Annotated in this window: 16 protein-coding genes; 11 read left to right on the plus strand and 5 right to left on the minus strand. The window is 57.7% G+C overall.

Annotated elements, in window-relative coordinates; translation table 11 throughout:
- Nucleotides 1–5: 5 nt before the first annotated feature.
- From H4N61_RS10920 to H4N61_RS10930, 3 genes are all read left to right on the plus strand, one after another.
- A complete protein-coding gene (locus H4N61_RS10920; RefSeq protein ID WP_182394001.1) occupies nucleotides 6–1,178 on the plus strand; it encodes an FAD-dependent monooxygenase in 1,173 nt (390 codons plus the stop codon).
- Between the two features lie 84 nt (nucleotides 1,179–1,262).
- A complete protein-coding gene (locus H4N61_RS10925) occupies nucleotides 1,263–2,576 on the plus strand; it encodes an MFS transporter (RefSeq protein WP_182394002.1) in 1,314 nt (437 codons plus the stop codon).
- Nucleotide 2,577: 1 nt separating this feature from the next.
- Entirely contained in the window at nucleotides 2,578–3,069 is a 492-nt protein-coding gene (locus H4N61_RS10930; RefSeq protein ID WP_182394003.1) for a GNAT family N-acetyltransferase, read from the plus strand.
- Nucleotides 3,070–3,189: 120 nt separating this feature from the next.
- Here H4N61_RS10930 and gndA read toward each other — a convergent pair whose 3' ends face one another.
- Nucleotides 3,190–4,608: an NADP-dependent phosphogluconate dehydrogenase gene (gene gndA / locus H4N61_RS10935; RefSeq protein WP_182394004.1), complete on the minus strand. Its 1,419-nt coding sequence runs from the start codon at nucleotides 4,606–4,608 to the stop codon at nucleotides 3,190–3,192.
- Between the two features lie 207 nt (nucleotides 4,609–4,815).
- On the opposite strand from gndA, the gene H4N61_RS10940 reads away from it, so the two are divergent.
- Nucleotides 4,816–5,589: a glucose 1-dehydrogenase gene (locus H4N61_RS10940; protein ID WP_182394005.1), complete on the plus strand. Its 774-nt coding sequence runs from the start codon at nucleotides 4,816–4,818 to the stop codon at nucleotides 5,587–5,589.
- On the plus strand, nucleotides 5,558–6,121 hold the full coding sequence (locus H4N61_RS10945) for a gluconokinase (protein ID WP_182394006.1): 564 nt from the start codon (nucleotides 5,558–5,560) through the stop codon (nucleotides 6,119–6,121). Before H4N61_RS10940 ends, H4N61_RS10945 begins: the two co-directional genes overlap by 32 nt.
- A gap of 1 nt (nucleotide 6,122) precedes the next feature.
- Here H4N61_RS10945 and H4N61_RS10950 read toward each other — a convergent pair whose 3' ends face one another.
- A complete protein-coding gene (locus tag H4N61_RS10950) occupies nucleotides 6,123–6,596 on the minus strand; it encodes a CYTH domain-containing protein (protein WP_182394007.1) in 474 nt (157 codons plus the stop codon).
- Between the two features lie 106 nt (nucleotides 6,597–6,702).
- Nucleotides 6,703–7,704: a hypothetical protein gene (locus H4N61_RS10955; RefSeq protein ID WP_182394008.1), complete on the minus strand. Its 1,002-nt coding sequence runs from the start codon at nucleotides 7,702–7,704 to the stop codon at nucleotides 6,703–6,705.
- Between the two features lie 56 nt (nucleotides 7,705–7,760).
- Between H4N61_RS10955 and H4N61_RS10960 the strand changes: the two genes are divergently transcribed.
- The 6 genes from H4N61_RS10960 (at nucleotide 7,761) to H4N61_RS10985 (ending at nucleotide 12,623) form a co-directional block, all read left to right on the plus strand.
- Entirely contained in the window at nucleotides 7,761–8,432 is a 672-nt protein-coding gene (locus H4N61_RS10960) for an RluA family pseudouridine synthase (RefSeq protein WP_169195033.1), read from the plus strand.
- Between the two features lie 106 nt (nucleotides 8,433–8,538).
- Nucleotides 8,539–9,219 (plus strand): ribulose-phosphate 3-epimerase, encoded by a 681-nt coding sequence (rpe, locus tag H4N61_RS10965; protein WP_182394009.1) that lies wholly within the window; start codon nucleotides 8,539–8,541, stop codon nucleotides 9,217–9,219.
- Entirely contained in the window at nucleotides 9,212–9,652 is a 441-nt protein-coding gene (fosX, locus tag H4N61_RS10970; RefSeq protein WP_182394010.1) for a FosX/FosE/FosI family fosfomycin resistance hydrolase, read from the plus strand. Before rpe ends, fosX begins: the two co-directional genes overlap by 8 nt.
- A gap of 17 nt (nucleotides 9,653–9,669) precedes the next feature.
- Nucleotides 9,670–11,001 carry an adenylosuccinate lyase gene (gene purB, locus H4N61_RS10975; protein WP_182394011.1) on the plus strand — a complete coding sequence of 444 codons (1,332 nt, stop codon included), beginning with the start codon at nucleotides 9,670–9,672 and terminating at the stop codon, nucleotides 10,999–11,001.
- Nucleotides 10,998–11,546, plus strand: a complete 549-nt coding sequence (locus tag H4N61_RS10980; protein WP_182394012.1) for an alpha/beta hydrolase — start codon at nucleotides 10,998–11,000, stop codon at nucleotides 11,544–11,546. The genes purB and H4N61_RS10980 overlap by 4 nt, the downstream gene beginning before the upstream one ends.
- Nucleotides 11,547–11,741: 195 nt before the next feature.
- Entirely contained in the window at nucleotides 11,742–12,623 is an 882-nt protein-coding gene (locus H4N61_RS10985) for a hypothetical protein (RefSeq protein WP_182394013.1), read from the plus strand.
- Nucleotides 12,624–12,772: 149 nt separating this feature from the next.
- Here H4N61_RS10985 and H4N61_RS10990 read toward each other — a convergent pair whose 3' ends face one another.
- The gene (locus H4N61_RS10990) at nucleotides 12,773–13,435 is read right to left on the minus strand and encodes a hypothetical protein (protein WP_182394014.1); all 663 of its coding nucleotides are present in this window, start codon (nucleotides 13,433–13,435) and stop codon (nucleotides 12,773–12,775) included.
- A 28-nt stretch (nucleotides 13,436–13,463) separates the two neighbouring features.
- Nucleotides 13,464–13,904, minus strand: a complete 441-nt coding sequence (locus H4N61_RS10995; protein ID WP_182394015.1) for a hypothetical protein — start codon at nucleotides 13,902–13,904, stop codon at nucleotides 13,464–13,466.
- Nucleotides 13,905–14,085: the final 181 nt, after the last annotated feature.

Raw genomic sequence — 14,085 nt, forward strand, 5'->3', positions numbered from 1 at the left:
ATGCCATGGCCGCCACGGGCCGTCATTTCATCATCATAGGTGCCGGCATCGCCGGCATGACGCTCGCCCTTGGCCTCGCTAAATTCGGGGGCAAAGTGAGCATCATCGAACGCCAAACCGACATTGAAGAGTTTGGTGCAGGAATTCAGCTCAGCCCGAATGCTCGTCTTATCTTGGATCGTCTTGGCCTAGCCGAGGCGCTTTCCGAAGTCAGTTTTGAACCTGAAGCCCTCGATTCTTACACCCTCTCCAGCAAGGGCCCCATCGCAACGATGGAGCTTGGCCCGTTGATGCGCGAAAAATTTGGGTCGTCTTACGCCATTCTGCATCGTGCCGATCTGGCCGGAGTTCTGCACGCTGCCTGCCGCCGCTTTGCTAACATTGAAATCCACTTCGGCGTTACCGATTGGCAGATGCAAGACGACGTCGGCGGCGTCACCGTGCACTTCACCGCAGGACGCGAAAAGCGCGCCCTCCGCGGCGAAGCTCTGATCGGTGCCGATGGCGTCCATTCCCAAACGCGCCTGAGCGCCATTCGCGGTCCGCAGGCCGTATTTGGCAAGCGCATCGCGTGGCGTGCACTTATTCCAATGGAAAAGCTTGACGGCATCATATCGCCCAACCGGGTTTCCGTATTTTTCGCGCGAGGCTTCCACCTCGTGTGTTACCCTCTGCCGCATCGCAAACAGTTCAACCTAGCGCTCTTTACACCCGGCGAAGATATCAAGGCCTTGGGGCAACCAACCCTCAAAAAGCCTGGTGCTAAAGTGAGCGCGATCCTCAGCGCAGCACGCGATCAATGGACCCCTTGGGCCCTAAACACCGTCTCCACCAATGTGTGGAGCCGAGGTCGTATTGGCCTCATCGGTGACGCCGCCCACGCTCTTGTGCCCTTCCAAGCCCAAGGCGCAGCGATGGGAATTGAAGACGCCGCCGTGCTTGCGCCACTTTTAATGGGAACAGAACAGCCTGAAGCGGCTTTCTCTCATTATGCAAAACGGCGCCAGAAGCGACTTCACGCTGTTGCAGCGCTCTCCGCGCAAAACGGACGTATTTTTCACATGGCCTGGCCGTTCAGCTGGGCGCGTAATGTGGTGATGGCCAAACAAGGCACTCGCGCTCATCTCAAGCGCTTGGGCTGGATATACAGCTATGATGCTGAGGCGCCGCCACACTAACAGGCGCCTCTTGCTTTCCCGCTGGCGTGCGTGTCATTTGCGACATGCCCTAGCGGGTGACTACAGGAAGGTTTCAAGTACCGCATGCAAGCAGCGACACGCTCAAAACTGACCCTCTCCTGTATCCTCATAACCATCCTGATCGACATGATCGGTGTGGGCATTATCACCCCGGTATTACCCGAATTATTAGAGGAATTGACAGGCGGCAGCGTTGCAAACGCGGCAGTTATTGGCGGATATCTGGTCTTCGCCTACGCCTTCATGCAGTTCGTCTTTTCGCCTGTTCTGGGCAATCTATCAGATAGATTCGGTCGTCGCCCGGTTCTGCTCTTCTCCCTATTGGGCCTTACCTTCGACTATCTCATGATGTCGATTGCCCCCTTCGTTTGGTATCTTTTCATCGGCCGCATCATTGCTGGCATCGCTGGCGCAGCCCTTGCGACAGCCACCGCCTACATGGCCGATATCACCCCGCCCGAAAAGCGCACACAGAGCTTCGGCCTGATTGGTGCGGCCTTTGGCCTGGGCTTCATAATTGGCCCCGTTATCGGCGGTGAATTGGGTGAACTCGGCCCGCGCGTACCGTTCTACGCCGCAGCCGCTCTCGCATTCGCAAACTTCCTCTTCGGCCTCTTCGTGCTGCCAGAAAGCTTGCCCAAGACCCGCCGCCGCCGCTTCGACATTCGTCGCGCCAATCCGCTCGGTGCCGTCCTCGCGCTTAAAAAATATCCGTCAGTGCTCTGGCTTTTGGCCGTGCTGTTTTTCTTCCAGCTCTCGGCCCAGTCCCTGCCCACAGTTTTCTCCTACTTCACCGTGGAGATGTTCAACTTTAGCTCGTCCAACATTGGCCGCACGCTTGGCGCTTTCGGCCTTGGCTTCGCGATTGCCCAAGCTGTTCTGGCGGGCCCCATGTCGCGCGGCATGGGTGAGCCAGCTGTCGCCATGATCGGCCTTATCGCTGCCATTGCAGCATTCGCTGCGGTCGGCATGAGCACCGATGTCTACATGCTGTATCTCGCCATCGGCGTTGGTTGCGTCTCGGGCCTCGCCCCACCAGCCATCAACGGCGTGTTGTCGCGTCAGGTGCCGGACAATTCGCAAGGTGAACTGCAAGGTGCAGTCAATGCCGCGAGCTCGCTCGCGACCATTATCGGCCCTCTCGCCGCCACGCAGATCTTTTCCTATTACACCACCACCCCAGGCTCAGCTGGTTACTTCCCCGGCGCACCATTTATCGCTGCCAGCGTGGCCGTCGCTATCGCCCTGATCATTTTCGCCGTGGCCGCATGGCGTTTTGAGCTGGGACGTCGCCCCTCTATTGCAAACCACCCTCATGCACCCGAAATCGCCCCACCCGGCCAGGTTCGCGTGCCACCATTAGACGAAAACGATTGATATGCAGATCCGCCCCGCAACCCTAGAGGACCGCGAGGCGGTTCTCTCCATCGTCAAGCCAGTCCTCGCTTCAGGCGAGACCTATACCATCGACACCGACCTCGATGATGAGGGCACGCTCGCCTACTGGTTCTTGCCCAGCCACAGCGTCTACGTCGCCGAAGAGAACGGTAAGGTGCTCGGCACCTACTACATAATGGCCAATCAGCGCGGTAACGGCGCCCACGTCGCCAATTGCGGCTACATGGTCTCGCCGGAGGCGCAGGGGCGAGGCATCGCCAAGGCGATGTGCCTCCACAGCCTAGAGCTGGCAAAGGAGCGCGGTTTTAGGGCAATGCAGTTCAACCACGTCGTGTCGACCAACACCCGCGCTGTCGCCCTCTGGCAGGCGCTCGGCTTCGCTATCGTCGGCACGCTTCCCAAAGCCTTCAACCACCCCACCCACGGCTACGTCGACAGTTTTGTCATGTTCCGCGAACTTCACGACGAATAGAGCGCACGGCCAGCGCCCTACACCGCCCTCCCCCTTGCATGCAGAGATTTAGGGCGTACCCCAAAACCAAAAAAAGCCGGGGTCACCCCCAGCCTTTCAATCTCAAATCTGAGACAAGTCTTACTTGCCCAGAGTGCTCGGCCAGGTGCCGTGCAGATCCGAACCGCGGCCTTCGATGACGAAGCCGTGGGCGCCGAAGAAGTCGCGCTGGCCCTGAATGAGGTTCGCAGTGCCCTGAGCCTGACGGTAGCTGTCGAAGTACGACAGAGCAGCCGAGAGGCAGATCATTGGGAATTCGCCAACAGCGGCAGCAGCAACAACCTTACGCAGGCTTGGGTGGCTGTCCTTCATGATGTCTACGAAATCTGGAACGACGAGCAGATTGGTCGCTTCACCCTTGGCATAAGCCGAGGACATCTGGTCGAGGAAGCGCGAACGGATGATGCAGCCAGCGCGCCATATCTTGGCGATGGTCGCGAGCGGCAGTGCCCAACCGTTTTCTTCCGAAGCCTTAGCGATAACCGCAAAGCCCTGTGCGTAAGAAACGATCTTACCAGCCAGCAGTGCCTTTTCGAGGTCAGCTAGGGTCACGTCGGTCTTGCCGCGCACTGGCTTGCCATAGATGGCTTCAGCCGCAACGCGTTCTTCCTTGCGCGACGAGATCGAGCGAGCCGCAACAGCGCCTTCAATGGCGGTTGCAGGAACACCCATCTGCTGAGCAACGATAGCCGACCAAACGCCGGTGCCCTTCTGGCCAGCCTTGTCGAGGATCAAGTCGACGAGTGCCTTGCCAGATTCTGCATCGACCGCGTCCAGCACGTGGCCGGTGATTTCGATGAGGTAGGAGTTGAGCGCGCCCTTGTTCCATTCCTTGAACACGGCAGCGCATTCCTTGGCGGACATGCCCAGGCCATCGCGCATCACGCCATAGACTTCAGCGATCATCTGCATGTCGCCGTATTCAATGCCGTTGTGGATAGTCTTTACGAAGTGGCCAGCGCCGCCTTCACCGAGATATGCGCAGCAGCTTTCGCCGTTGAACTGGGCCGCAATAGCCGTAAGAACAGCTTCAGCATTGTGCCACTGTTCCTTGGAACCACCGACCATGATCGATGGGCCGTGACGCGCGCCTTCTTCGCCCCCGGAAACACCGACGCCGAGATAGCCAATGTTCTTTGGCTTGAGGTAGTCGAAACGGCGCTGCGTATCAGTAAACAGCGAGTTGCCGCATTCGATAATCGCATCGCCAGCCTCAAGGTGCGGCAACAGCTGCTCGATCATATCGTCAACGGGCTGACCAGCCTTGACCATGATGATGATGGAGCGCGGCGCCTTCACCGAGGCTACGAATTCTGCAAGATCGTACTTAGGAAGTGTCTTTTCAGACAGGCCTTGCGCCTTTGCCTCTGCTACAAACTCGTCAATGCGGACAGCAGACCGGTTGTGCACGGCAACAGTGTAGCCCTTCTCTGCGATGTTGAGAGCTAGGTTCGAGCCCATAACCGCAAGGCCGATTAGGCCGATATCCGCTGTCGACATCCAAATATCCTTCCGAAGGTCATCGTGGTCATTCTGAAGCACGCCTAATAGGCGGCGGCGATACTGACCACATCATAGCGAAAGAAGATAGGTCAGAAAGTGCAATTTCCGACCATTCTGACCATCTTGTATGGCAGATTGCAGTCAATCTTGCACAGCTTAGTCCCCTCATCTAACAAGAACAGATAGAATTCCGGCGGAGCTGCCATGACCAAACCCACTTCGCCCTTTGATTTATCCGGAAAACTCGCACTGGTGACCGGTTCAAGCCGCGGCTTGGGATTCGCGATTGCCAAGGCATTGGCGGAGGCCGGAGCACGTATTGTGATCAACGGGCGTGATAGTCACGCTCTTGGCGATGCTGCTGCCACACTCAACGAAGCGGGTCATGACGTGAAAGCCGTGGCCTTTGACGTCACCAGCGAAGACAGCGTCGGCGACGGCATCGACTATGTTGAGCATGTCCTCGGCCCGATCGATATTCTGGTCAACAATGCAGGAATGCAGTTCCGCTCTCCGCTTGAGGATTTCCCGGCGGACCGCTTTGATCAGGTCCTGACAACGAACCTCACCTCGGTCTTCACCGTTGGTCAGGCCGTGGCCCGCCACATGATCCCACGCCGCTCCGGCAAGATCATCAACATTTGCTCCATGCTCTCCAACGTCTCACGCCCCTCGGTTGCCCCCTATGCGGCGAGCAAAGCAGCTGTGGCAAATCTCACCCGCGGCATGGCCGTGGATTGGGCGAAGCACGGTCTCAATATAAATGGCATTGCGCCGGGTTATTTCCTCACCGAGATGAATGAGGCCCTGAGCCAAGACGAAACTTTTAACCGCTGGATCGAACAACGCACCCCCATGGGGCGTTGGGGCCAGCCCGACGAATTGGGCGGAGCCGCTGTCTTCCTCGCCTCTGACGCTTCTCGCTTTGTGAACGGACACATTCTCTATGTCGACGGTGCCTTCTCAGCCACAGTTTGAACCCGCCCGCATTATCATCGTGATGGGCGTCAGCTCCTCGGGCAAGTCTACCGTTGGTGCAGCCCTCGGCCGTGCCCTGCATGCGCCATTCCTTGATGGTGATCGCTACCATCCCGAAGCGAATGTCGAGAAGATGCGCGCAGGCATACCCCTCATCGATGAGGATCGTTGGCCGTGGCTGACCGCGCTCACCTCTGCACTCAAAGACGCAGCCTCAAAAAAGAGCGTCGCCGTTGGCGCGTGCTCGGCATTGAAAAAAGCCTATCGCGATTTCATCACGGCCGAAGCCGGTGAGCCTGTGCTGTTCGTCTATCTCGATGGCAGCAAAGAGGTGATTGCCGAGCGCATGGCCAAGCGCAATCACGAATACATGCCCACGTCGCTTCTCGACAGCCAGTTCGCGACGCTCGAAGTGCCCGATGACACCACCGAGCACGTCCTAAAAGTTCCGGTCACCGACAGTGTCGACAAAATCGTTCGTACCGTCGTCGCCGACCAAAAACACCTCCGTGCCTTTAAGCGCTGGCAGTAAATCAGCGCTCGTCCGGGACGCCCGGATTTCGCGATAGGCTGGCGTTGGCATAGCGGTCGTCATTCGACACATCCTTGCCAACCCAGTCGGGGATCTCCACCGCTTCATCTAGCGCACCCATCTCCACTTCTGCGGTCACCAGCCCGTCGTGCGGACCTTCAAACACATCCACTTCCCAGGTGTGATTGCCGTGCGGCACAAGATAACGGCGCTTTTCGATGACATTGGGCCGCGCCAACTCAATCAGCTGCAACCCGTCCTCAACCGGGATTTCATATTCAAATTCCGCCCGTGCCAAACCCACCGGCTTGCCCTTGAGAGTCAAAAACGCTTGAGCATCGTCGACCACACGCACGCGCACTGTCGGATTGGCGTTGGTCGATAGATAACCCTGACGGAAAGCCGCGCTCGACGTTACTCCGGAACGCCAGCCATCGCTCGAAACAAGAAATTTTCGTTCAATTTCAATACCCATAGGGCTCTTTCCGGAATCAATCAGACAATGACTTGAATCATAATGCGAAGCGCAGGCTTTGGGTCCATGAAATGATTGAGCCACCCGTCGGCGGCTCATCCTAAACTCAAGCTTGCGGTGTAAAACTCGATGGCGGTTGTGCTGGCGCGCCGCCGAACCGCCGCCCGACATAGGCCGCCGCCTTATCCTTGAGCTCAACGAATTTCTTCGTCATACCACTCAAGCGATTATCCCAAGCTGGGTCAGGCGCTTGCCCCGCGATGGTTTTGAAATAGACCGCCATCATGCAGGCAATGGCGAAAGGCTCAATCAGCGCCACCTTCACCGCCCAAGCGAAGATCAGCGCGAACACGAAGCCCCCAGCCGACCAACCGCCCGGCATAAACCACACCAACGCCGCTGCGGGCGCCAGCATCACCACGAACACCAGGAAGGCCAGCCCGTAGGTGATCACAGTCAGCCAAGCCGCGTTCTTGAACATCACCTTGTAGTTCTGCCCATAGAGCACCAGCGCCGTCTTGGCACTGTCCCAAGGATTGGTCGATTTGGTGCGAATTGCATAGGCCATGATCACTTCATCCAGCAGCCCCACCGACAGATTGAGGAATGCCCTCAGCACGCCCGTCAGCGATTGTATGGCCGGGATTGGGATCAGCGAGGCAATGCCATTGACGAGACCCGTAATGGCCCGCAGCACACCCTTCACCAGCTGATCGGCACCAAACAACACGCTCGCCTCAGCAAAACGCTCTTTGACGATAGCACTTGCGTGATCAATCTGCGCCCGCCCGGCGGGGATTTCGCGCCCCTCCATAAGCTCAGACAGCACCGCGATATGGCCAGCCTTGACCACATAGAGAATATATTCGCGCAGGAAATAGATTACCCCGGCAGTCAGTGCGAAGCCTGCAACTCCGCCCCAAATCGATGATGTGGCTTGGAAATCAGCATCTCCGAAAGCGCCAACGCCCCAACCAATTCCGGCCCCAGTTCCTGTCACCAACACATAGGCGGCAGCTATGCCGAAGTAGACAACCATACGAAACACGATGAACGGCCAAGTCTTGGCCATCAGGCCCAAAGCCCGCCCTATAGAAAAGTCCCACATGTCGCTTGTCCCTCAAGCTGTTGTTCAAGGGGGGCACTCTCTGGTAGAGGGCACATATGCCCGGACCTATGCCCACACTGCTGAACTACTTCCCTCCCACTGAACCCTACCTGAACGTCATCCACGTCGATGACGACATTCTGGTGGTGGACAAGCAATCTGGCTTGCTCAGCGTGCCTGGTAAAGACCCCAGCCTCTGGGATTGCATTCAGCATCGCGCCCACCAAACCTGGCCCACGGCTGGCATGTGCCACCGCTTGGACAAAGACACGTCTGGCGTTCTCGTCATGGCGCTGAACAAGCCCGCGCACGGCTTCATCGGCAGCCAGTTCGAGTTCCGCAAAACCACCAAGAGCTATATCGCTCGCGTGTCCGGAATTATCGAAGAGGACTCCGGCCTCATCGACCTACCCATGTGTACCGATTGGGAAAACAAGCCGCGCCAGAAGATCGACCACGAGAACGGTCGCCCGGCGCAAACCGAATGGCAGGTGCTCGAGCGCGAGGAGAATGCCACGCGCGTAAAACTCACCCCCCTCACCGGCCGCACCCATCAGCTGCGCGTTCACATGAAGGCCCTTGGCCATGTGATTCTGGGCGATGCCTTTTATGCCTCTGGCGATGATCTCACCGCTGCCGATCGCCTCCAACTGCACGCCGCCGAATTGGGATTTACCCACCCAACGACAAAAGAGTTCATGACCTTTACGGCCCCCGTGCCATTCTGATTGGACTTTAGCAGGAGTGAAGCGCTCACAGGGGCGCTCACTCTTGCCCGATCTCTCGTGCGGGCCTATAGCAGCGAGCATATCCCCGCGCCCGAGAGAGGCCTTTATGCCCACCCGTCCGCTTCGTATCGCTCCCTCCATTCTATCCGCCGATTTCGCGCGGCTTGGCGCAGAGGTCGAAGCCATCGACGCCGCTGGCGCGGATTACATTCATATCGACGTGATGGACGGCCATTTCGTGCCCAACATCTCCTTTGGCGCGCCGATCATTAAATCGGTGCGTGGGGTCACGAAAAAGACCTTTGATTGTCACTTGATGATCGCCCCCACGGACGCCTATCTGGCCGATTTTGCCAATGGCGGCGCTGACATCATCACCGTCCACGCTGAAGCGGGTCCTCACCTGCACCGCTCGCTGCAGGCCATTCGCGCGCTCGGCAAAAAAGCCGGCGTGGCGCTGAACCCAGCGACACCTGTCTCCACCATCCAGCACGTCATTGATGACGTCGATCTCGTCCTCATCATGAGCGTCAATCCCGGCTTCGGAGGCCAAAGCTTTATTCGCGAAAGCCTCACCAAGATCGCGCAGGCACATGCGCTGATCGGCGGTCGCGACATTGATCTAGAAGTCGATGGTGGCGTCACTGCTGCTAATGCAAAAGAGATCGTCGCGGCGGGAGCCAATGTGCTCGTCGCAGGTTCTGCCATCTACGGCGGCAATGATCCGACCACTTACGCCGGTCGCATTCAGGCCATCCGAGACGCGGTAAACACGCATAATGCCTGAGCCACGCATCGAGGGCCTGAGCCACATGACCTTTATCGTCGAGAACCTCGACGGCATGGAGGAAATCTTGGTGACTGTCCTCGGCGCGCGCAAAATCTATGACAGCGAGGACAAAACCTTCTCGCTCTCACAGGAACGGTTCTTCCATGTCGGCGCCACCGACATTTGGATCGCCATTATGCAAGGCCCGTCCCTCCCCTCGCGCAGCTACAATCACATCGCCTTCAAGATCGCTGATGCTGATTTGGAAACCTATCGCCAGCGCATCGAGGCTCTGGGGTTGGACATGCGCGAAACGCGGCCAAGGGTTGCGGGCGAAGGCCGTTCGCTCTATTTCCACGACCGCGACAACCACCTCTTCGAACTGCACACTGGCACGCTGCCCGAGCGCCTAGAGCGCTACAAGCAACCGCCAGTTGAATCACATTCCTAAGCTACAAGGCTAAGCCCATGATCCCGCGCTATTCCCGCCCCGAAATGGTCGCCAACTGGTCCGCCGAAACTCGGTTCGCCATTTGGTTCGAAATCGAGGCGCACGCGACCTCCAAGCTCGCAGAGCTGGGCGTCGTGCCCAAGGAAAGCGCTGATAAAATCTGGGAAGTGATGAATGCTCGCAAGGCCGAACTCGGTGACTATGGCTTTGACGTCGAGCGCATCGACGAAATCGAACGCACCACCAAGCACGACGTAATCGCCTTCCTGACCCACCTTTCCGAAATCGTTGGTCCAGACGCTCGCTTCGTCCATCAGGGCATGACCTCCTCGGACATTCTCGACACCACGCTCTCGGTGCAGATGAAGCGCGCTGCCGACATTCTGATCGCCGATGTGGATGCGCTGCTCGAAGCCCTCAAGCGCCGCGCCTACGAGCACAAGAACACCATCACCATTGGTCGCTCGCACGGCATTCACGCCGAGCCGACCACATTTGGCGTCAAGCTTGCCGAAGCCTATGCCGAGTTCACCCGCAACCGCGCACGCCTCGTTGCAGCGCGCGATGAAATCGCCACCGCAGCCATCTCCGGCGCCATCGGCACCTTCGCCAATATCGACCCGTCGGTCGAAGAATACGTCGCTGAAAAGCTTGGCCTTTCCATCGAGCCAGTCTCGACCCAGGTCATCCCGCGCGATCGTCACGCAATGTTCTTCGCCACGCTCGGCGTTGTAGCGTCCTCCATCGAACGCGTCGCCCTGGAAATCCGTCACCTGCAGCGCACCGAAGTTCTCGAAGCTGAGGAATACTTCTCCCCGGGCCAGAAGGGCTCGTCGGCAATGCCGCACAAGCGCAACCCGGTCCTCACCGAAAACCTCACCGGTCTTGCCCGCCTCGTGCGCGGCATGGTCACCCCAGCGCTCGAAAACGTTGCGCTCTGGCACGAACGCGATATCTCGCACTCCTCGGTTGAGCGCATGATCGGCCCAGACGCGACCGTCACCCTCGACTTCGCTCTGGCCCGCCTCACCGGCGTGATCGACAAGCTCGTCGTCTACCCAGAAAACATGCGCAAGAACCTCGATCTTCTTGGCGGCCTCCACAATTCCCAGCGCATGTTGCTCGCGCTTACGCAGGCCGGCTACAGCCGTGAAGACAGCTATGCTGCCGTCCAGCGCAACGCCATGAAGGTCTGGCAGCACAATGGCGATCGCGCCGGTCTCTTCGCAGCCAACCTCAAGGCTGACCCGGAAGTGACTCTGTCCGATGAACAAATCGACGCCATGTTTGATGACGCCTACCACCTCAAGCATGTCGACACGATCTTCAACCGTGTGTTTGGCGCATGAAGCTCTCTGAAGTCGACATCCTGATCTTGCCGGGCCTTTATGGCTCCAAAGACGGTCATTGGCAGGTGCGCTGGGCGGATAAAATCCGCTCGGCTGCCCTTGTTGAGCAGGCCGATTGGTCAGACCCAGATCCAGAAGATTGGATCGACACCATTGTCAAAGCGGTCGAATTGGCCGAGCGCCCGGTTGTGCTTGTCGCCCATTCGCTCGGTTGCATTGCTCTGGCCAAGGCCGCCGCACAGCTCACCGATGGCAAGGTAAAGGGCGCCTTCCTTGTCGCTCCACCAGACGTCTATCGCGACAATGCGCCGGAAGCCGTCAAGGATTTCGCGCCCGTCCCGCGCGATCCCCTGCCCTTCCCGTCGCTGCTCGTTGCGTCATCCACCGATGGCTATTGCGCGCTCGAAACCGCCGCTGATCTGGCTGGCGCATGGGGCTCAGAATTCCATGATGCGGGCGAAGCCGGGCACATCAACATCGAGAGCGGCCACGGCCCTTGGCCCGAAGGCCTGCTCATGTTCACCCGCCTCATGCAGCGCATCTAACAAACACCAAAGCCGCCTCCGGGCGGCTTTTCTTATGGCTTCCAGAACGGTGATCGGCTGGCCCCACTCACTGTGTCAAAAGTGCCGCTCCTCAAACCCTATGCTCAAATAGCAAAAGGCACTCTTCGCATCACATTGCACTCCCGCACGAACAGTGGCAGTCCAATAGGCATATTGCCCTGGACCTAAATTACCATGCGTACTCAATTTTACGCCACAATGGCGGCGCTTGCATTGCTCTCCACCAACGCCACCGCCCAAGAGATGGGCTTAACAGGCGTTATTTCCGCTGACCTGGGACTTCAGTCGATACACTACAACCGCGAAGGCAGCCGTTGGTATGAAAGCGACGCCCAACCAAAGCTGTTTACCCTTGATGCAAAGCTCGGGGTCGCTATCTCACCCGAATTCAGCATTCAGATTGACGCGTGGGCGCAAAGCGCCTCAGGCACTGTCACCGGTCAAGACTATGTCCGATCGTACGAATACGATTGGGACACGATGCTGGCAGGAGCAGCGATCCACGCCACTTACCACATTGACGACTTCTATGTTGGCGGCGCCATCTCTGGCGGGGGCTTAAGTTACCAAGAAGTCGGCTATACGGCAGATCGGCACGGCTTTGCGACCGTCGCACTTGAAGCTGGCTATAACGCAGAACAATACCGCGTCGCCGGGCAGCTCAGCTATACCGGTGCTGTAACCGAGGACGCCAAAGCCAACAAAAGCAATGCTTGGGTCGTTGGCCTCGAAGGTACATACTACCTCACTCCAGACATGTCCGTCACTGCCCGGTCGATTTACGAGCACGAAACTTACGATGAGGGCTTCCGCGATCTGAGCTGGGGCGTGGAAGGGCGTTACAAGCTCGAGGACAAGCCTTTGATCCTGAGTCTTTCCTACTCAAACCGAATTGACACCTTCCAAGACGCAGGCGCGTACCGTGCGACGATGCACTCGGTCTTCGCCGGTATTAAAATCCCGTTTGGCGCCAGCAGCACCAACCTGCGCGATCTCGACCGCGCCGTCGGCTTGGATCTGAACCCCTATTATTACGGCAAAAATTCAATCCGCTAAAACACAAAGCCCCGCCGGAACATTCCTGCGGGGTTCTTTTCAAGTTTGGTTTGCGGGAGCCCAATCCTGCAGCCGTCAGCCCGTCCATAGCGCCCACTGCTTAAAGTTTAACGTTATCTGCATGGCCTCATGCAGCGCTTTACCATCCCCTATGGATCCAACTGCCTGTCGCATGTTGTGAAGAGGTCACCGCAGGTGTTGCGAAACCATGCCTGCTGGCGAGTTTGCTTTTCCTCAGCCACAGGAACCAGCGCACCCTGCGCGTCACGGCTAAGCGTCTGACGGTAATCCACCAAAACCCAATCTGCCTGACAAGCGTGGACCTGTTCGATCTCTCCGACCTCGGTGGCCCATTCGCCCTTCATATCGATCAGGACTTTGCTGGCAGTGTCCGGCGCGTCATAACCGTTCCCAGACTGGATATTGAAGCGAATGGAATTGGCCGCAATCCACCCTGGCGTGGGCGGGACAGCGCGTTCCGCTTCGGCATTTTCCAGATCCCTCAACGCAGAAACCTTTAGCCAGCCCCTGTCGTACTGCACGATGGTGACTTCCGCTGGATAGAGCATATTGCCATGTGATGCGGTTTTAGACGGATCATCAACGGGCACGATGCCCAGCGCCTTGCTGTCCTTGTCAGGTGATTGACGTAAAACGACTTCCACAAGCCCATTGGAATAGGCCCATCCTTGCAACTCGCAATTCTGAACGCCCTGCGGTAAGGGAAGAGGAATATCCAGACGCTCTGCCTGAGCTTGAGGCGCAATTGCGAGTAACGCTAAAAATCCCAAAAGCGGATTGCGAATGACCATAATACCGACTGGGTTCAGCTTGATGCGATCAGCGATATAATGAGCCGTCTGAGAACCCAACGAAGGACCAGCATGGATCTTTTTCAAAGTACCACACGAAATCGACCTCCAGCAGGTCAGTGGCGCGCGCGTACAGTTCAGCTTTCAACGGGGTATCTTGAAATATCTGGACACTGAGATCCTGCTGCTTCAGCGCGGCGAGGCTGGGCAAAATCGGCCAATCCAATTCCTCTTTACTTTGCACGACCGTGAAGCGCGCCGGCATAGCGCTGCCCATCTCCTGAAACGTCGTCATCTCAATCTGATCGGCGCTCATATTTTCTTGTTCAGACGGATTGTTCTGAAACTCTGTCAGAAATGATTCAAAGTCATCCTCGGCACAGGCGGCTTCACTTCGCGCCGGTGCCGATAAAGCTAGAGTTGCCGCCAAAGCGATAAATACTGCAGAAATTCTAGCCAATGCCGTCATATGTCTCCTCCGCTCCCGCGGCTCAATAAATGCGTGCCTCGCGATCTTATGGCGACCTATCTGCACACTTCGTCCCGCTGTCCCGATAGGTCTACCTGATAAAACCTTACTGACTAACATTGCCTTGGCTGTAATCGACGCGAGAGCACTCATCGCATTCGACACGACCTTTGCTCTGACG

Source organism: Devosia sp. MC521 (assembly GCF_014127105.1).
GTDB lineage: Bacteria > Pseudomonadota > Alphaproteobacteria > Rhizobiales > Devosiaceae > Devosia.